The 18708-nt window shown below is 51.7% G+C and carries 17 protein-coding genes; all 17 read left to right on the forward strand.

Annotated features, from left to right (window positions below; all coding sequences use genetic code 11):
* Positions 1 to 2 precede the first annotated feature (2 nt).
* Positions 3 to 2069, forward strand: coding sequence for a type II secretion system secretin GspD (gene gspD / locus B4E62_RS10690; RefSeq protein WP_331352065.1), 2067 nt, complete (start codon positions 3 to 5; stop codon positions 2067 to 2069).
* A gap of 26 nt (positions 2070 to 2095) precedes the next feature.
* A complete protein-coding gene (gene gspE, locus B4E62_RS10695; protein ID WP_331352199.1) occupies positions 2096 to 3616 on the forward strand; it encodes a type II secretion system ATPase GspE in 1521 nt (506 codons plus the stop codon).
* Between the two features lie 12 nt (positions 3617 to 3628).
* Complete coding sequence (gene gspF / locus B4E62_RS10700; RefSeq protein WP_331352066.1) at positions 3629 to 4876, forward strand: type II secretion system inner membrane protein GspF; 1248 nt, start codon at positions 3629 to 3631, stop codon at positions 4874 to 4876.
* 55 nt (positions 4877 to 4931) lie between these two features.
* Positions 4932 to 5396 carry a type II secretion system major pseudopilin GspG gene (gspG, locus tag B4E62_RS10705; RefSeq protein ID WP_310074533.1) on the forward strand — a complete coding sequence of 155 codons (465 nt, stop codon included), beginning with the start codon at positions 4932 to 4934 and terminating at the stop codon, positions 5394 to 5396.
* 25 nt (positions 5397 to 5421) lie between these two features.
* Complete coding sequence (locus B4E62_RS10710; RefSeq protein ID WP_310074531.1) at positions 5422 to 5994, forward strand: prepilin-type N-terminal cleavage/methylation domain-containing protein; 573 nt, start codon at positions 5422 to 5424, stop codon at positions 5992 to 5994.
* The gene (gene gspI / locus B4E62_RS10715) at positions 5991 to 6479 is read left to right on the forward strand and encodes a type II secretion system minor pseudopilin GspI (protein ID WP_310074528.1); all 489 of its coding nucleotides are present in this window, start codon (positions 5991 to 5993) and stop codon (positions 6477 to 6479) included. The genes B4E62_RS10710 and gspI overlap by 4 nt, the downstream gene beginning before the upstream one ends.
* Positions 6476 to 7162 carry a type II secretion system minor pseudopilin GspJ gene (gspJ, locus tag B4E62_RS10720; RefSeq protein ID WP_310074526.1) on the forward strand — a complete coding sequence of 229 codons (687 nt, stop codon included), beginning with the start codon at positions 6476 to 6478 and terminating at the stop codon, positions 7160 to 7162. Before gspI ends, gspJ begins: the two co-directional genes overlap by 4 nt.
* Positions 7125 to 8255 (forward strand): type II secretion system minor pseudopilin GspK, encoded by a 1131-nt coding sequence (gene gspK, locus B4E62_RS10725; RefSeq protein WP_331352067.1) that lies wholly within the window; start codon positions 7125 to 7127, stop codon positions 8253 to 8255. Before gspJ ends, gspK begins: the two co-directional genes overlap by 38 nt.
* A gap of 52 nt (positions 8256 to 8307) precedes the next feature.
* Positions 8308 to 9576: a type II secretion system protein GspL gene (gspL, locus tag B4E62_RS10730; RefSeq protein WP_310074523.1), complete on the forward strand. Its 1269-nt coding sequence runs from the start codon at positions 8308 to 8310 to the stop codon at positions 9574 to 9576.
* Positions 9577 to 9589: 13 nt separating this feature from the next.
* Positions 9590 to 10075 (forward strand): type II secretion system protein M, encoded by a 486-nt coding sequence (locus tag B4E62_RS10735; RefSeq protein WP_331352068.1) that lies wholly within the window; start codon positions 9590 to 9592, stop codon positions 10073 to 10075.
* 77 nt (positions 10076 to 10152) lie between these two features.
* Positions 10153 to 10947: a type II secretion system protein N gene (locus B4E62_RS10740; protein WP_331352069.1), complete on the forward strand. Its 795-nt coding sequence runs from the start codon at positions 10153 to 10155 to the stop codon at positions 10945 to 10947.
* Between the two features lie 5 nt (positions 10948 to 10952).
* Positions 10953 to 11930: an FAD:protein FMN transferase gene (locus B4E62_RS10745; RefSeq protein WP_310074517.1), complete on the forward strand. Its 978-nt coding sequence runs from the start codon at positions 10953 to 10955 to the stop codon at positions 11928 to 11930.
* Positions 11931 to 12229: 299 nt separating this feature from the next.
* Positions 12230 to 12757 carry an AraC family transcriptional regulator gene (locus B4E62_RS10750; protein WP_331352071.1) on the forward strand — a complete coding sequence of 176 codons (528 nt, stop codon included), beginning with the start codon at positions 12230 to 12232 and terminating at the stop codon, positions 12755 to 12757.
* The gene (locus tag B4E62_RS10755) at positions 12757 to 14703 is read left to right on the forward strand and encodes a hypothetical protein (protein ID WP_331352072.1); all 1947 of its coding nucleotides are present in this window, start codon (positions 12757 to 12759) and stop codon (positions 14701 to 14703) included. The genes B4E62_RS10750 and B4E62_RS10755 overlap by 1 nt, the downstream gene beginning before the upstream one ends.
* Positions 14700 to 17591: a tetratricopeptide repeat protein gene (locus B4E62_RS10760; RefSeq protein WP_310074510.1), complete on the forward strand. Its 2892-nt coding sequence runs from the start codon at positions 14700 to 14702 to the stop codon at positions 17589 to 17591. Before B4E62_RS10755 ends, B4E62_RS10760 begins: the two co-directional genes overlap by 4 nt.
* A complete protein-coding gene (locus B4E62_RS10765) occupies positions 17578 to 18324 on the forward strand; it encodes a tetratricopeptide repeat protein (protein WP_310074508.1) in 747 nt (248 codons plus the stop codon). The genes B4E62_RS10760 and B4E62_RS10765 overlap by 14 nt, the downstream gene beginning before the upstream one ends.
* Positions 18317 to 18673, forward strand: a complete 357-nt coding sequence (locus B4E62_RS10770; RefSeq protein WP_331352073.1) for a hypothetical protein — start codon at positions 18317 to 18319, stop codon at positions 18671 to 18673. Before B4E62_RS10765 ends, B4E62_RS10770 begins: the two co-directional genes overlap by 8 nt.
* Positions 18674 to 18708 lie beyond the last annotated feature (35 nt).

The following is an 18708-nucleotide window of genomic DNA, read 5'->3' on the forward strand; positions in this document are numbered from 1 at the left end:
TCGTGATCCGGTTTCATGGTCGTAACAATAACAACATCATCAGCGGCCTTTTGTTGGCGACGCTTATGGGCATGAGTGGCGCGGTCTTCGCCCAAGTCGAAGCACAGCCGGTCGACGCGCAAGGCGAAACTCGCTGGGCAGTCAATTTTAACGATACCGATATCCAGGAAGTGATCAAATCCATTGCGGGATTGACGGGTAAAACCTTCATCATCGACCCCAAGGTGCGCGGCCCGATCAAGGTTATCAACACTAAACCGCTCAATGCCAAGGAGCTCTACGAGCTATTTCTGGCATCGCTTGATGTGCATGGGTTTACCGCCGTAGAGAGCGGTAATATTGTGCGCATCGTGATGAACCGCGACGCGCGCAACCTGCCTATCCCGACCGAAAACAACGTCACCAACAAAGACGATCTTTACATCACTCAGGTGATTCCCCTTAAAAATACTAGCGCGGCCAAAATTCTCGCCGCCCTGCGTCCTTTAGTTCCGCAGTATGGCCACCTCACTACCTATGAGCCCAGCAATGCTCTGATCATTACAGATACGCGCGCCAACGTCGCCCGTATGAATGAATTGGTGGTACAACTGGATAAAATCGGTGTGACGCATACTGATGTAATCCCGCTGCGCTATGCCAACTCCGCGGATGTGGTGGCGATGTTGACCCAGTTGGAAAAGCCCGATCCCAACCGCGGTATGACCACCTCGCCACCGGTCATAGTGGCAGATAAGCGCACCAATGCCGTAGTGATCAGTGGCGATGACCTGACTCGCCAGCGCCTCAAGTTATTGGTCGATGACCTTGATCGCCCGCAGTCTAAAAACAGCAATGTGCGTGTGGAATATCTGCAGTACGCCAAGGCGGAAGATGTCGCCAAAGTGCTTTCGGGAATGATGCAAAGCCTCGGGCAGGGTAAAGCCGCAGAGGGCGCACCTGCAAATGCATCGCCACCCGCCGTGCAGGCGGATGAAGCGACCAATTCGGTGCTTATCACAGCTGATGTGGACACTATGGACACTATGCTGTCGATTATCGATAGCTTGGATATCCGCCGTCAACAGGTATTGGTTGAGGCGATCATCGTTGAAATCACTGGTAACAATGCCAAAGAAATTGGTATTGAATGGATGTATCAAGCTGATGATGCAGGTTTTGGTGGATTTACTTCCGGAGGTGCGCTGGGGACTGTTGCTGGACCGGCATTGAATATTTTGGAAAGTCCTGACGATAACACCGCACTTGCGGCCTTGGCGGGTGGTATCAATACTGTTAAATCGCCCGTTTTTGGCGTTGGGCGTCTTGGCAAGGAAATCGATTTCCTGAGTGTTTTGAAGTTATTGCAGACGACTGAGTCAACTAACATTCTGTCTACACCAAGCTTGCTCACAACAGATAACAGCGAAGCATCGATTCTGGTCGGGCAGCAGGTGCCTTTTGTTACCGGTTCCTATTCCGGTGCGAACACTGGCGGCACTACCGGTGGTGTTAATTCTTTTGCTAGCCCATTTAATACTGTCAACCGTGAAGACGTAGGTATCAAACTGCAGGTCACTCCACATATTAACGAGGGTGACAGTATGGTGCTTGATATAGAGCAGGAGATCTCCTCAGTAATTGGTAACACCCAGAATTCACCGAATGGACCTACAACCAGTAAGCGTGAGATCAAAACCCAAATTCTTGCTGGCGATGGACAAACTGTCGTTTTGGGTGGATTGATAGAAGATCAGGTCAACAAAGGCGATCAACGTGTTCCTGTCCTCGGCAGTATCCCAGTGCTTGGCCATTTGTTCCGCTCTCAGAGTGCGACCAAAAGAAAGACTAATCTATTGATATTCCTCAAACCAACGATCATCCGTACTAATGAAGTCCTGACTGGTGCAACGGCGGAGAAGTATCGGACGATTAGAAATGAACAAGTCGAATTCCAGCGCTCACGCGGCATTCTGACAGGGAAGCGCGATGTGCCCATACTGCCTGAGTGGGAAGAGCAGATTCAGAAGTACATAGAAGAGACAAAACAAGCCGATGCGGCACCTGCAACTGAAGCCGCTGGGGAATAATCGTGAGCGAGCAAGTATTGGAGCCGCTGACGCTAACTGACGAGGCGTTCGACGAAACTGCAGCAGAACCTTCGGTTTACGAGCGGCTGCCATTTAGTTTTGCCTCAGCCCATGGGGTGATGCTGGAAGAGCTGGCTCCCGGGTTGATGCCGCGGGTCTTGCATCGTCCAGGATTGACGCTGGATGTGCTGCTGGAGCTACAGCGCATTCTCGGCCCGGAGTTGGTGCTGGAAGAGTTGCCCGCTGAAGACTTCCAAAAGCGCCTCACCCGTGAATACCAAAGCGGCGATGGTGCCGCGCAGCGCGCCGCCGAAGATCTTGGCAACGAATTTGATTTGTCATCCATGGCCGATGATTTGGCCGACCGCACCGATTTGCTCGCTGGTGATGATGACGCCCCGATTATCCGCTTGATCAACGCGATTCTGTCGCAAGCCGTGCGCGAAGGCGCTTCGGATATCCACCTTGAACCCTTTGAAGACCGCGTGTCAGTGCGCTTCCGTATCGATGGCATCTTGACCGAAGTACTTTCGCCCAAGGCGGAGTTGGCGCCGGTCTTGGTATCGCGCCTGAAGGTAATGGCGCGTCTCGATATCGCCGAAAAACGCTTGCCGCAGGATGGTCGTATTACTGTGCGTTTGGCAGGTCACGCAGTGGATCTGCGGGTATCAACAATTCCCTCGGCGTTTGGTGAACGTATTGTATTGCGTATTCTCGATCAGGCCGCTGGCCAGCTCAAGCTTGAACAATTGCAGATGCCGCAGCTGGTCTATGAGCGCCTGACCAAAAACCTGCTCAGGCCACACGGGATTATCCTGGTAACTGGACCAACCGGTTCCGGTAAAACCACCACCCTTTATGCGGGGTTGAGCCATATCAATACCCGCAGTCGCAATATTCTCACCGTTGAAGACCCGGTTGAATACCTGTTGCCCGGCATCGGCCAGACCCAGGTGAATACCAAAATCGATATGACCTTTGCCCGAGGACTGCGCGCTATTCTCCGGCAGGACCCGGATGTGGTGATGATCGGTGAAATCCGTGACGCAGAAACTGCTGAGATTGCGATTCAGGCATCGCTCACGGGGCACTTGGTGTTATCGACACTCCACACCAATACCGCGATCGGCGCAGTATTGCGCTTGAAAGATATGGGTGTTGAACCCTTTCTGCTAGCCTCAAGTATTGAAGTCGTTATGGCACAGCGTTTGGTGCGTGTGCTCTGCAGTCACTGTAAACAGCAGTACTTGCCGGTAGAGTCTGAGCGCGAAATGCTCAAACTGCCAGCCGATACCCCCATCTGGCGCCCGGCGCCGAGCGGCTGCAAACACTGCAATCACCAAGGTTACCGCGGTCGAAAAGGTATTTACGAATTAATTGAGATCACTGAGCGCTTGCGCCACTTGATTCATGAGCAGGCCGGCGAGCAGGAGTTGTTAGCCGAAGCGCGTAAACACAGCCCATCTATGGGTGACGACGGCCGTCAGTGTGTACTCAATGGCATCACCAGCATTGAAGAAGTGCTGCGTGTGACCACCCAGCTGTAACGGATATCAATCATGGGTGCATACAGTTACAAAGCGCTGACTGAAGAAGGCAAAACCGTCAAAGGCATACTTGAAGGGGATTCCGAGCGCCATATCCGCACGCAGTTGCGTGCCAAAAAGCTTAAACCGCTTGAAGTTGCCAGTGCCGGCGCAGGTACCGGTACCGACGCTGGTTCTGGCGCCAGCACCAGCATGGATATCTCCGCCTGGTCGCGTCGCCGCGCCGCCAAATTAAGTACGCGCGATCTCAGTCTGATTACCCGCCAGTTGGCCTCGTTGGTCAAATCCGGCCTACCACTCGATGAGGCTCTTCACGCTACCGCCAAACAGTCGCAAAAAGCCAATGTAAAACGTGTTGTATTGCAAGTGCGTACCAAGGTCTTGGAGGGTTTAAGCTTGGCGCAGGCACTCAGCGACAATCCGGTCGCGTTTGACGATATGTACCGCGCACTGGTGCGCGCTGGCGAAGGCTCCGGTTTTTTAAGCCCGGTATTAGAACGTTTGGCGGACTACACCCAAACCAGCCAAATACTGCAACAGCGCATCAAAATGGCGATGATCTACCCGGTGGTCATGCTGGTGGTGAGCCTTGCGGTAATTGTCGCGCTCATGGTGTTGGTGGTTCCCAAGCTGGTCAAAATTTTTGAGCAGGGCAAACGCGAATTGCCTGCGTTGACCGAGGGGTTGATCGCCACCAGTAGCTTTTTGATGAACTACGGTCTCTATCTGTTAGTTGCTTTGGTTGGGGTCTATTTCTTTATCAAGCATTTGATGCGCGACCCCAAACGTTTGCGCGCTTGGCATGTGGTACAACTGAAGTTGCCGGTAATCGGCGAGCTGGTGAAACAGATCAACTCGGCGCGTTTTGCGGCGACTCTGAGCCTCTTATCTGCCAGTGGTGTCCCGCTGTTGCAGGCGCTGAATATTTCCGGTCAGGTGATGACCAATAAAATCTTGCAAGAGGCTTGTGACACTGTAGCTGCTTCAGTGCGCGAGGGTATGAGCTTGAGCCGGGCGATGGAAAATACCGGTCACTTCCCACCCTTGCTGGTGCAGTTAGTGGCCAGTGGTGAAACCAACGGCACCTTGCCGCAGCAATTGGACAACGCCTCCAAAGATCAGGAGCGCGAGTTGGAAATGATGTTAGGTGTGGCTATGGGCTTGTTGGAGCCGGCGACAATTATTTTTATGGGGGGCGCGGTGTGCGTGATTGTATTGGCGATCCTCACCCCTATTTTCGAAATGACCAAGCTCAGTTAAGGCGAATGGGCGGGGTTTTGCAGACCAGTTGATAGTGATGTTTCAGGAGACAGTCATGACAAAAAATATGAAAACAAGTGCGATGAAATCCCGCGTGCAGCAAGCGGGTTTTACCCTGGTAGAAATCATGGTGGTGGTGATCATCATCGGCCTGCTTGCCGGTATTGTGGTGCCCAACGTGATGGATAACCTCGATAAAGCCAACGTGCAAAAAGCGCGTGCGGATTTCAGCTCGTTGCAAACTGCACTCAAGTTGTACCGTATTGATAACTTCAATTACCCGACGACTGAACAGGGGTTGGAAGCGCTGGTGACCAAAAGCTCTATCGCGCCGGTTCCGCGCAACTTTAAGTCGAGCGGTTATATCGATAACCTGAACAAAGACCCATGGGGCAACGACTATCAGTACATGAGCCCGGCTGATGACGGCAAAGAGTACGATATTTACAGCTTGGGTGCCGATGGTGTTAGCGGCGGCGAAGGCCAGAATGCTGATATCAGTGTTTGGGACGAACAATAGGTTTTAACCGCCAAAGGCCGCGCCAGTGAAATCCAGCCAACGAGGCTTCACCCTGATCGAGATCATTTTTGTGGTCTTTATCATCGGTATGGCGGTGAGCGTGATTTCCATTGCGGTGGGCGGTAATGCCGCGGCCGACATGACCCGCAAAGAGGCCGAAGAATTTATGCTGCAGGCGGGTTATATCGCCGAGCAATCGGTACTTAAAGGTGAGACTCACGGCCTGTTTGTTGAGCCACGCCCGGCGCAAGATATCGATGGTCAAGAGCAGTGGTGCTACCAGTGGCGCCGCGTGCGTGACCGGCAGTGGCAGGATTTGCCCGAGCTGACCCAGCACTGTTTGGCAGAAGGGCAGAAGATCGATTTTGTGGTGGAGGATGAACTCTGGGAGTTTGACCCCGAGTTGGAATATCAGGAGCCTGTGATGGGCTTTTTCCCCAGCGGTGATGGGTCGGGCAAAATTGAAATCGCTATTTACACCGAGCAATTGGCCGGCGGCGAGGCTGTGGAAACCGAAGAGTTTGAGTTGGATCTAGCCGGTGAGTTGCGCTGGGTGAGCGAAGAAAAGCGGATTGAAGAGGAGCAGCGCGGGCGATGACACTCTCTCTGTTCCATCGCTCGGTACCGCGCGCGAAACAACGTGGTTTTACTCTGTTGGAGGCCATGATTGCGCTGATGATTGTTGCTATGGCATTGCCAGCATTGATCACATTGGTAATGACCCAGTTGGATGGCTCGGCCGCAATCCGCGATAAAACTTACGCCTATTGGGTAGCAGAAAACCAGCTGACGCGGGTGCGCTTGTTGCAGCAGCAAAAGGCTAAAAAAACGTTAGTGGATTACAAAGTGCCGGAAAAAGACTCCGGCACCGTAGACATGATGGGGTTGCGCTGGCAGTGGCAACTCAAAAGTATTGCGATGGAAGCAGTGCCAGGCTTTAAGCGCATTGAAATCGCAGTGCGTCTGTTAGGCACAGCCGATGGAGCAAGTTTGGGTAACTCGGCGGTCGATGAAGACCAGCCGGCACTCGCTCGTCTGACTGGTTACATCAGTGACCCGGAAGTTGTGCAGGTGCAGCCGTGACGCGGTCGCAAGGTTTTACCCTATTAGAAGTGATGATCGCGCTAGTGATTTCGGCATTGATCGCGGTTATGGCCTTCGAGTCGCTCGATGCAGCGGATGCTGGTGCAACGCGCACCAACGAAGTGTTGAATGAAATCAATCGCCTTGACCGTGCATGGCAAATTATCGCGGCGGATTTACGCCATGTTATCCCCCCGGCTCAGGCTGATAAAAATGCGGTATTTAAAGCAGAAAGCTTGCGCTCGTCCGGCGAGGATGCCGACCAACTGGTGCTGCTGTTCAAGCGGCGCGGCTGGGTCAACTTTTCCAACCTGCCACGCAGTGATCTGCAGTTGGTGGGGTACCGTGTGGAAGAGGGCAAGCTCTGGCGCGATTTTGTGCCTGAGCGGAACCTTGAGTTGTCCGATATTGATTTGGAGGAAGACGACGGCTTTCACCAGTTGCTGTTAGACGGTGTAGAGGACGTCCAACTGCGCATGTTGCATCAGGGGGCGATTACCTCTCGAGGTAAATCGGCGCTAGAAGAGCGAGAATTTTCAGAAGATTGGCTGCAAAAGTGGCCCGACAATACCCAGCAGGGCGCCAGCGCCCAGGATTTACCTCTGGCGGTAGAGATTACCATCGAACTCAAAGGAGTCGGCAGCAGTGTGCGTCTCTTCGCCATGCCTGAACAGCAGCAGTAATTCGCCCGGTAAGCCGAGCGCCGAGCGCGGTACAGTACTGGTGCTGGTATTGCTGATTGTGGCATTGGTGGCCGGCTTGAGTGTCAAGTTTGCCGCGCAGTACCAGCTGGGTTTGGCGCGTGCAGAAACACGCTGGCATGGCACTCAGGCCCGCGCGTTTTTGGAAGGTACCGAAGAGGTGGCCAAGTTGATGTTTCCCGATGCAGATATCGACTCTAATATCGATTATTTGGGAGAGCCTTGGACTAGCGAAGTGCCAATTGAGGATGAGGGCGTTACCGGCTTCGCCAAAATGACGGACGCCACAACGCAATTCAATTTGAACGATTTGGCGCGCCCTATCGACATGAGCAAGGAGGGGTTGCCCGAGCGCTACAGTGAACCGCAGCGCCGGTTTATTCGCCTGCTGCAGACATTTCCTGACCTGCAGCTCGACGAGAACCAAGCGGAACTGCTGTTGGCGGGCGTCGTGGATTGGATTGATGCGGACGAAAATGAATCTGGCTCGGGCGGCGCTGAGTCCAATTTTTACCAAAGTATGAAGGAGCCTTACCGCGCTGCCAATGCGCTGTTTAAGTCCGTTGATGAGCTGCGGTTGGTGCGCGGTTTTAATGAGAGTCCGGTGCTGGTAACACTTTTACAGCCGTATTTGACTGTCTTGCCAGTGGCCGACGCCGGTTTGAATATTAATACTCTGGACTTGGTCGGCCCCTACGGCAAGGGCATCAACAATTTATTGTTATGTATAAATGGTTCAGCCGATTTGCAGCCGATGAACCCTGCTGATATGGAGCAGTTTATCGCCCTTAGGCCATCAACAGGATTTCCCGATAAGGCGGCAATATCGACAGCTTGGGACACTATGTTTGCGGGCAAACCGCTCGATATTGATGGATTGAACACCGCCACCAAATATTTTTGGCTGAATTCAACGGTGCAGTTGGTAGATCAGCGCCGCAGCATGCGCAGTTTGATGATGCGCGGCACTGAGCCGGGCTCACTCAGAGTCATCCGGCGCGATGATGTATTTGAGTTGCCGACGGTTGACCGCGGCGAAAAAGACGAAGACGGCGATACCGAATTGGTCGAATAATCCCCTAGGTTATTGAACAACAACCCGATTTAACAATGAGTTAGAGCAAATTATGTCCATGCAATTGGTGCTCTCTGTAACAACCTCCGATGACGGCAAAAGTCTGGCTGACAACTTTCGCTGGTGCTGGCTGGGTGCTGATGGTTCGCCTGCAGCCGAAGGTGCCAGCGGCGACCGCGAAGCGCTGCGCGCTGCGCTAGGAGATAAACCGGCTAACCCCCAATCGGCTTGGGTCATATTGCCTGGCAGTCGCGTCAATACGCGTCAGCTGGAATACAGCGATAAAGAGAAAAAACACCTGCGTAATCTCCTGCCCTTCCAGTTGGAAGACTCAGTGGTCGGCGATGTGGAAGATCTACACTTTGCCTTGGGCACGCCTGCTGATGGCAAAGTAGTCGTCGCTTTTGCCGATAAAACCTGGTTGCAGGCAGCCTTTGCGGAGCTGGCGGCTTTAGGTATCGAAGTTACCCGCTGCTGGACGGCGCCGCTGACTCTACCACTTGCTGCCGAAGCCGCTACCGATAGCTCCAACCACTGGTCGCTTGGGCTGTATCAAGACCAGGTCTACCTACGTTATGCCAGCACTATGGGATTTAGTGTCGCCCAGCAACATGCGCGTATGGCGCTACAAATGCTGCTGCGCGATCAGGAGCGGGTTGATAGCCTGCCCAACCTGCATTTACGCGCAGCCTCAGAGGCGGATCTTGCTGCCTTGGGCGAGTTGATCCCCGCTGAGCTGCAGGGAGCCATTGCTAGCCAAACCCTCGCCGATGAATGGGCGCTGGATTACAGCAATAGTTCGATTGATCTGTGCCAAGGCGATTTCTCCCAGCGTTTGCCGATCGAGCGCTGGTGGAAACTTTGGCAATCGGTCGCGATTTTTGCTGGCGTTTGTGTGGCGGTGTATCTCGGCACCCTGATGTTTGAAATCCACAAGCTGGGTGGCGAAAACCTGAAGATCCGCCAGCAAATTGAGACCACTGCGCGCGGTGTAATTACCCAAGGCCGGATTGTTGATGCCGAGAAACAGCTAAACACCCTGCTCAAACAATCTCAACCCGTCAGCCAATCAGCCAGTGTGATGGCGCTGCTGACGTTGGTGCTGCCGCAAATTGCGCAGGAACCGAATGTGGTGATCAAAGCGATTTCCTATGCTGGCGAAGCGGGCGAATTAAATATCAGCATCCAGGCCGACAGTTTCAGCGCGTTTGAATCGCTCAGTGAAAAAATCCGTAAGCAGGGGTTAAATGCCGAGACATCGAGCTTTAATGCCCAGGGCAATGTGCAGACTGCACGCCTCAAAGTGACCAAGAATCCCTAACCGGTAGGCCGTTATGAACCTGAACCAGCTACTGAACTTGCTCAATAAATACAACCGCCGCGAGCAGACATTGATCCTCGGCTGCGGTTTGGCGGTGGTGCTCTATCTGTTGTGGTTGACGGTGTTTGTCCCCATCCAGAACAAGCGTGACCAATTGCTGGCCGCCAATATTGCCTCCACCCAAACCCTCGGGCGGGTGCAGATTGCCGCGGCGCAAATCCAGCAACTGCGCACCTCAGGCGCCAGTGCCAGCACCGAGAATATTAGCGGTTTGATCGATACCACCTTGCGCGCCAATGGTCTCGCTATGAGTGGTTTTCAGCCTGGCGCCAATGGCGAAGCGCGCGTGCGTCTGGATCGCGCCGCCTATGGTCCTCTGATGCAATGGCTGTATGAGATAGAATTCAAGCAAGGTATCACGGTGAGCGATCTATCGATTGTCACGACTAACGAGCCCGGGCAGGTGACTGTGACCCTGCGCCTGCAGAAAGCCAACTAACAATTAAATAGTATTAACGTCGCTATCGATGCTATTTGCTGTATCGATGAAACTTGTACACGATTGAAACCAGCCCTATGAGCCGTTTACCTGTGTTGTTAAAAACCCATAAAAAACTCTGGATCCCGCTCGGGGTTGCCCTGTTTCTGGTGTTTGTGATCAGCAGCATCCCCGCTATATGGGGAGCGTATTTCTTGACGCGTGGAACCGGTGTCGCTCTGAGTGGGGTGACCGGCACCCTGTGGAATGGCCGCGCAAGTCTGGCCAGTGTGCGTATGACTGATCAGGAGTATTCGCTCGGGCAGTTAAGCTGGAGCCTCAGCCCGTTCTCATTGCTGACCTTGTCACCCTGCGCGGAGGTAACCACCAAATTGCCAATGCAGCAGTTTGACGGCGAGATCTGCTCCGGTTCAGGTGGTGCGATAAAAGTGCGCAATGCGGATGTCTCTCTGCCTGTTGCTTTACTGCAGGCCAAAATTCCGGTTCCTATCCAAGGTCAATTTTCTACCCATATTGACGAACTTGAATTGCGCGGCAACGTATTGCTTAAACTCAAAGGCAACCTCACGTGGAATGGCGCACGCGTCAATACCGGAGCCAACTGGTTGGACATTGGCAGCTACGGCGCTGAGCTGAGCGACAACGGTAATAACGGTGTCAGCGCTAAACTCTTCCACTTGGCTGGGCCTGTGGATGTGAATCTGCAAATTGAATTGGCAGCGCCCAGCGGCGGTAAAGTTACCGGCGAACTTGCCGCCCCTAAAGCCTTTTTTGAGGCCGCCAATGCCATCGATATGCTCGCCATGTTTTCCCGGGAAGATCGCGTTGATGAAGAAGGCAAAACACACTACAGCGTTGATATGAACCTCTGATCATCATGCGCTTACTACTTTGCATCAGCCTGCTAACAGCCTGCCAGTTTTGTTTGGCAAAATGGCATGGCGATGCTCAGGATATTATGGGCACCAAGATCAGTGTTGCGCTCTGGCTGGAAGACGACCAAAAAGCCGAGCAGGCAGTAGCGGCCGTGATGGCGGAAATGCGCCGTATCGACGAACACTTCAGCCCCTATATCACAACCAGCGAACTCTATCGTGTCAATCAGTTAGCACCCAAAGCCAGCGCCAAAAATCCGCTCAGCATTTCGCCTGAATTGGCGGCGATAATTGATAAGGCCAATCACTACAGCGAGTTGAGCGATGGCGCTTTTGATATCACCTTTGCCTCCCTCGGCCGCTATTACGACTACCGTAATAAACTCACTCCCAGCGAACAGCAACGCGAAGAGTTACTGCCTGCCATCAATTACCGTTTGATTCATCTCGACACCAAAAATAATACCCTCTGGTTCGAACACCCGAAGGTCTACATCGATCTGGGGGGCATCGCCAAGGGTTATGCGGTTGATAAAGCCATCGAGGTAGTGCAGTCGTTTGGCGTTAAACATGCCAGCGTCACCGCCGGTGGCGACAGCCGGGTAATCGGCGATAAGTTCGGCCGCCCCTGGTTAATCGGTATTAAAAACCCGCGCGCGGATGCTGTGGCTATTACTTTGCCGTTGGTTGATGTCGCCGTCTCAACTTCGGGCGATTACGAGCGCTACTTTATCGACGATAGAGGCGAGCGGGTGCACCACATTATCAATCCGCGTACCGGTAAATCGACCAATGGCGTCAACAGCGTAACTATCATCGGCCCACTCGGGTTTGATACGGATCCACTTTCCACCACGGTATTTGTGCTGGGCCCGGAAAAAGGCATGGCGCTGATCAATCGCGTGCCGGGTTTTGATGCGGTGATTATCGCCAGCGACGGCAAGGTGTCTTACAGTAAAGGGCTTGCGCCGCCAGACTAAATGGGTGTTGGTTATCGGAGTGTTTCTTTCCCCATTTTATTTAAAACCATCTAAGCTTTCCCTAATTCTCACTTTTTGACTGGTCTTGTCACTTTTGTTCAGGGCTTGATCACTGCTCAAAAAAAATAACTCAAGCGCCAGATCAACTGTGCTCACTGTCACATCCAAGAAACTGTTTGGCTTCTAGAATGATTCGATTATGGTGGCGACTGATGCCAAGATCGCGCTTTAACCGCCATGGACAAGGCGTAGAACCTGTTGATAACGAAAGTCGTCCACTTAGAATTCGGAGAGAGAGCATGATCCACCCCCTGCGCCAGTGGTTTCATCTGGCTATTTTGATCCCCTTATTGTGCTGTTTTCAGGCCTTTGCACAGACGCCCACCGAGAGCACTGGGCAGGTGGAGTCGCTGAAAGAATCCGTACTCACATTGAACCGCGATCTGCTAATTCTTGAAGAAGAATTGCTATACCCCGCCAGCAGTCAGGTGGCGGTCTATGTGTCTATGGATCTCGGTACTTATTTCGCGCTGGATGCAATCAAATTGGAAATTGATAACAAGTTGGTTGCCAGTGAGCTATATACCGACAAACAGACCAAGGCGCTGTTTCGCGGCGGTGTTCAGCGTTTGTATCTGGGTAATTTAAAAACGGGCGAGCACGAAATCAGCGCATTTTTTACCGGGCGCGGACCGCAGCAAGATTACAAGCGCGGCGCCAAAATTGTGATCACCAAAGACCAGGAGCCAGTGGTGCTGGAGTTGCGCATAGTGGATTCCAGTGCGCAATTGCAGCCGGTTTTTGAAATCAAACAATGGCAGATGTAATGCGCAAATCAACCTCTGTGTTGCGCTATTTTCTGATGCTGGCGGCAGTGGTGGTTATTTCTGTCGATGCCAAAGAAAAACCTAAAACTTCCGTGGCCGATTTGCGTTACGGCGTAGCGCTTTATCACTATTATCAACAGGATTATATTGCTGCGCTCGCGGAGTTGATGGTCGCGGATACGCGCGATGGCATTCAAGGTCACGGCGATAATCCGGAATTAATCGCTGGCGGTGTCAGTCTTGCCTTTGGTATGCAGCATCACGCTGAAGCTGTATTCAATCAAATTTTGCAAGATGAGCGTCGTCCACAGTCAGTGCGCGACGCAGCCTGGTTTTACCTTGGCAAGTTACATTACACCCGCGGCGATTGGGTTGCCGCCGAGCAAAGTTTTGCGCGCGTTAGCAGCGAATTCAAACCGTCACTGCGCGCGCAGATGCAAGCGCTGAAAATTAATATCCGTATCCGCAATAAAAATTATGCCGATTTAGCTCTGAATAATATCGATGCTGGTGAACTGCGCGCATGGAGCCCCTATACTTTTTACAATCTAGGTGCTGCGCACGCACGTGACGGTAATTTTGCCAGTGCACAAAAATTTTTCAGCGAATTGGCAGAAATAGATGTAGTCGAAAATCCACAGCGCCGCAAAGAGCAATGGGCACTGCAAGATAAAGCTTACACGGCGATTGGTTACTCTTATCTAGCGGAAAAAAAATACGCCGCCGCCATTCGCGAATTCACCAAAGTGCGGCTCGATGGCGTTTTTGCCAATCAAGCGCTACTGGGTTATGGCTGGGCTGCAGTAGCCCAGGAAGAATATGATGAGGCGCTGCGGCCTTGGCAATTATTGCGCTCGCGCAGTTTAATGTATCCCGCTGTGCAGGAATCCTTGCTCGCCCTGCCTTATGCCTATGAAAAATTGGGTGCACAGGGCGAAGCGGTAAACGCCTATCAAGCTGCTGAAGAATTGCTCGCACGCGAAATCCAATTAATCCGTGACATGCGTGCGACCCTCACTGAAGGTGAGCTGCTCACCTTGATCGGCAGTGAGCCTTTATCTGCTGAAGAAGCGAAAAAAGTGCTACGTCCAGAAGCCGCCCAAGATGGCGCACTCACTGCAGTAGTGACCGACGACGGGCAAAACTGGCTGAAGTTGGATAGCACTAGCATAATCAAAACCCGCTCTGTTTATCTCAACGAATTATTTGCGAAAAACGCGTTTCAAACAGCGGTGCTGGATTTGCGCGATTTGCTGCGCCTGCAAATACTCTTGCAAAATTGGTTGCCCAAGTTGGATGCCTATCGCGAATTATTGTTACAAAAACAAGGGAATCGAGAGCGTCAGGAACAACAACTTGCGCAACATTCTGCGTCGCAGCAAGAGCAGAAATTACAAGCGGAGCGAGCTGCCATTGCAAGGCAATTGGAACAGATAAGTAGTAGTGAAAACTATATGGCACTTGCTGATGACGAGACGCGCGCATTGTACGTGCGTATCGAGCGTGGCCAGCAGACAATCGTACGCATGAAAGCCGCTGGGCAAGATACAAGCGAGTTGGAAACCCGCGCCAAAATGTTTGGCGGAATTTTGTTGTGGCGAGCCGCGCAGGAATATCCCGCGCGGCTCGCTGCTCAACAAACAGAATTAAAAGCTATTGATGCCAGTCTCGCGCAAATTGCCAAGACTCGACAACACATTGAAGAAATTACTGCCACCAGCATGGATATCCAACCGACCCTGGCGCGTCTGCAAGTATTGCAAAAAGACGTCAGTATGCATCTGGAAAATACCGACCAGCTCATCGCCCAACAGAGCGGTCTGTTGCGGCAACAAGTGGACCGACAATTGGCAGCGCATGAAAAACGTTTAAATAATTATCTGGCACAGGCGCATCTTGCAGTTGCGCGCTTGTACGACGCTGAGTTAAGGAGGCAACCAGAATGATGCACCTTAACCCTTCCCTGTTTCGACATACATTAATGGCGCTCGCAGTGAGTGCAGTGTTGCAATTGCAAGGCTGCAGCATGATTGGTTTGGGTGATGATGAGCGCGGTAAAACCCTTGCCGATTTACCCGCAGCAAAAATACCGGACGCCAAAGCCAAAGTGGCCGTGCTCGATATGGCGCGCATAGAACAAAGTTACCAGCGCGCGTTATCAGCGGCCGAAGATCCAGCGCTACGCCAACAAATTATGGTGCGCCTTGCTGATTTGGAAATGGCGCGCAGTGAAAAAGCCCAGCTCGACTCAACCGATATGCGCCGCCATTACGACAAGCCGGTTGCTATGTACAGCGAACTGCTAAAAATGCAGGCTACCGGTGGGCGACCGGTAAAAGGTATAGAAGCTGATCAATTGCGCTATAAACTTGCTAAAGCGATGTCGCTCGATGGCCGCAGTGCGGAAGCCGCAGTTGTATTAGATCAACTGGCGGACACTAATCCTGATTCCAAATTTATGGCGGAAACCCAATTTCGCCGCGCCGAAAAATCCTTTGCCGATGGCGACTACGCTGCTGCCGAACGCAATTACGATGCAGTAGTAAAAGGCAATAATCCCGAGCTGCAACAAAACGCACTTTACATGAAAGGTTGGGCCCAATTTAAACGAGGCGATTACGATCTTGCACTCAATTCATTTGCAAAGGTGCTCGATCAATTAATTGGTCACGCTAAAAATCCTAATGATGTTGATGCGGCGCTTACCGATATAGGTGCGTCAAAAGCTAACCTGGTAAAAGATACTTTACGGGTGATGGGTTTATCGCTTTCATATCTTGAAGGTGCAAAATCAATCAGCGATTTGCAAACCCAACTGGGCGGTGGACGCGCCTACGAATATTTGCTCTATCAACAACTCGGGCAGTTGTATCTCGATCAAAAACGTTTTACCGATAGCGCTGAAACTTACCAACACTATGTGCAGCACAACTCCAATTCAGATTTTGCGCCCAGCTTTAGTATCAAAGTCATCGATGTTTACCAGCAGGGCGATTTCCCAAGTTTGATTTTGCCTGCCAAGCAGGATTTTGTTGAGCGATATGGTATTAGCAGCAATTACTGGACGCAGCGTAAGGGAGCAATTGGCGATAATGCGCTCGCCTACTTGCATCAATCCCTGCAGGAGCTGGCGCAGTTTGAGCACGCGCAGGCGCAGAGTTTTAAAAGAGCAAAACCTGCTGATGCAACTGCCGCATTCGGGCGCGCTGCAAAATGGTATCGCGAATTTGTGCAGACTTTTGCGAAGGATGCGCAGGTTGCCGAGATGACTTTCCTTCTCGCGGAATGTCTCAACGAGGCTGGTGATCTCCCCGCCGCTATGGATGCCTACGAGCAGGTTGCTTATGGTTACATGGATAAATTGCGCGGTGCCGACGCAGGCTACGCCGCGATTTTGTTGCCACAGCAATTAGTGCAATCGGCACGCAGCTTGCCCGACACCCGGTTGCAGGAATGGCAAAACCGCAAAATTCAAAATGCATTAAATTTTGCCGATGTTTACAACACTGATCCACGTGCAGTGGTTGTGCTCGCTGAAGCGGCCAATGATCTGTTGCAACAAAATCGCTATGTCGATGCAAAAATGGTGGCGGAACGGGTTATTGAATGGCAACCACCGGCCGAGGGAAAATTATTATTTTCCAGTTGGTTGATCCTCGGTCACAGCCGCTTTGAAACCAAAGAGTATGCAGCGGCAGAGCAAGCGTATGTGCAAGTATTAAATTTACTACCCGCTTACGGTAAAAATCCCGGCGCTCCCAGTGCGCAACAAGTGCGCGAGCGAATTGCGGCAAGTATTTATCAACAGGCTGATGCCAGCTTGCAATTTGGTGATAAAGATTCTGCAATCGCGCAATTGCTGCGTATTACCCAGGTTACTCCCGATACCGAAATCGCCGCTAAAGCGCAATACGATGCTGGTGTCTATTTAATCGAGCAGGAAAAATGGGCACAGGCAGAGAATGTTTATTTGGGCTTCCGCAAAAAATATCCCAACCATCAATTAATATCTACCTTGCCCGCCAAGATGGTGTTGATTTACCAAAATCAAAGTAAATGGCAGTTAGCGGCCGATGAGTTGGTGGTAATGGAGCGCACCAGCACTGATCCGGATGTGAAACGTCAATCACTTTACATGGGTGCGGAACTGTATGAAAAATCCGGCAAGCGCGCACAGGCCATTGAACAATATCGTCGCTATGCCACCGAATACGCGCGTCCGCTCGCGAACAACCTGGAAGCGCAATTTAAATTGACCGAATTGTATGGTGCAGCGGGTGATAAAGAAAAACGCCTGTTCTGGCTGCAAAATATTATTAACACTCACAACCGTGCGGGCAATGCAAAAACAGATCGCTCGACCTATCTGGCCGCAAGTGCCCAAGCGGAATTATCACAACCGGCTTACGATGAATTTACCCGTATCCAGTTAACCCTGCCGCTCAAAACCAGTTTGCAACGCAAACGCGCTGCATTGGAAAAAGCACTTAAAGCGCAGGAGCAGGTTTTGGCTTTTGGTGTAAGTGAGTTCACTACCGAAGCGAGTTTTAAAATTGGTGAAATCTATGCGCAGCTCAGCCGCGATTTAATGAATTCCCAGAGGCCAAAAGATTTGGATGAATTGGCGCTCGAACAATATGAAATTTTATTGGAGGAGCAGGCTTATCCCTTTGAAGAAAAGGCAATTGAAATTCACCAGACCAACGCCCAGCGCAGTTGGAAAGGCACTTACGATGCAGGGGTAAAACGCAGCTTTGATGCGCTAGCCAAATTGTTGCCGGCGCGCTACAACAAAACCGAATCGCGCTTGGAGGTGAGCAATGAAATTCACTAAGCTCATCGCTAGCTTATTAGTGTTAGTTTTGGTTGGTTGTGCATCGGAACCGGTTAAAAAAAGCAAAATTGCGCAGGGCGCTGCAGCGCCAAGCGTTGCGGCAGCGGGCACATCTATATTGCCAGCGGGGCCTGTAACCCCTAATCCTTATTTACAAAACAAACCTTCGGTAAGCCGTCAGGCGCAGCAAAATTTTACAGATGCTACCCGTGCTATGCGCAATAAACAGTGGGCGCAGGCGGAATCTCTGCTGCAAAAAGTACTTGCTGAAAACAACAAATTATCGGGCGCCTATCTCAATTTGGGATTGGTCTATCGCGCACAAAAAGAAGATAAGCGCGCAGAGCAGGCTTTTAACGATGCGATTGCAGCAAACCACACCAATCTCGATGCCTATAATCAGCTCGCTATTTTGCAGCGCGAGGCGGGCAATTTTTCCGGTGCGGAAACGAATTACAAAAAAGCGTTGAGTCTCTGGCCGTTCCATCCCGAGAGCCATAAAAATATCGCCATACTCTACGATCTATATATGGGCAAAAGTACGGAGGCTTTGCCGCACTACGAAGCTTATTTGCAATTGCTGGGCGGTGAAGATAAACAAGCTACCAGCTGGATTGCTGATTTGCAGCGGCGTTTGGGTATAGCGCCTAAACCAAAAGCGGCCGCGTCAGCAGATGAAGTACCAACTGAGACCACCACTGAAACTCCAGCAGAGGAAGTGAGTGATGAATAAAATCTTATTAGTAGGCTTGTGTATCACAGCCTTAAATGCGCATGCACAAGAGCCAGAAAAACCGTTAGAGGCCGATGTGGTTGCTACCTCAGCGCCAGAAAAAAAAGCGTCTGCCTCAGCGGATAAAAAAATGGTGCGCGAAGCCAATATTAATTTGCAAACTACAGTGACAGGTAATCAGGAGCAGCCGCGGGTAATGTATATTTTGCCCTGGCAGTCACCGCTTAGCCCCGATCTGGAAATGGAGATGTTAAGCAGCCAGGAGGACGCCGTATTCGGCCACGTCGAGCGCGATGAAATGCAGCGTAGCCTGGAAGCGGCGGGTGAACTTGATTCGGCCGATGAGTAATTTTTTAACAATTATTTTATAAATTCATTGATGGT

It is taken from the genome of Cellvibrio sp. UBA7671, from assembly GCA_002483145.1.
Classification (GTDB): Bacteria; Pseudomonadota; Gammaproteobacteria; order Pseudomonadales; family Cellvibrionaceae; genus Cellvibrio; species Cellvibrio fibrivorans.

Coding starts and splice junctions, on each gene's coding strand:
- gspF (WP_331352066.1), top strand. CDS start 3,629: ATGGGTGCATACAGTTACAAAGCGCTGACTGAAGAAGGCAAAACCGTC.
- gspG (WP_310074533.1), top strand. CDS start 4,932: ATGACAAAAAATATGAAAACAAGTGCGATGAAATCCCGCGTGCAGCAA.
- gspI (WP_310074528.1), top strand. CDS start 5,991: ATGACACTCTCTCTGTTCCATCGCTCGGTACCGCGCGCGAAACAACGT.
- gspL (WP_310074523.1), top strand. CDS start 8,308: ATGTCCATGCAATTGGTGCTCTCTGTAACAACCTCCGATGACGGCAAA.
- B4E62_RS10735 (WP_331352068.1), top strand. CDS start 9,590: ATGAACCTGAACCAGCTACTGAACTTGCTCAATAAATACAACCGCCGC.
- B4E62_RS10740 (WP_331352069.1), top strand. CDS start 10,153: ATGAGCCGTTTACCTGTGTTGTTAAAAACCCATAAAAAACTCTGGATC.
- B4E62_RS10745 (WP_310074517.1), top strand. CDS start 10,953: ATGCGCTTACTACTTTGCATCAGCCTGCTAACAGCCTGCCAGTTTTGT.
- B4E62_RS10750 (WP_331352071.1), top strand. CDS start 12,230: ATGATCCACCCCCTGCGCCAGTGGTTTCATCTGGCTATTTTGATCCCC.
- B4E62_RS10755 (WP_331352072.1), top strand. CDS start 12,757: ATGCGCAAATCAACCTCTGTGTTGCGCTATTTTCTGATGCTGGCGGCA.
- B4E62_RS10760 (WP_310074510.1), top strand. CDS start 14,700: ATGATGCACCTTAACCCTTCCCTGTTTCGACATACATTAATGGCGCTC.
- B4E62_RS10765 (WP_310074508.1), top strand. CDS start 17,578: ATGAAATTCACTAAGCTCATCGCTAGCTTATTAGTGTTAGTTTTGGTT.
- B4E62_RS10770 (WP_331352073.1), top strand. CDS start 18,317: ATGAATAAAATCTTATTAGTAGGCTTGTGTATCACAGCCTTAAATGCG.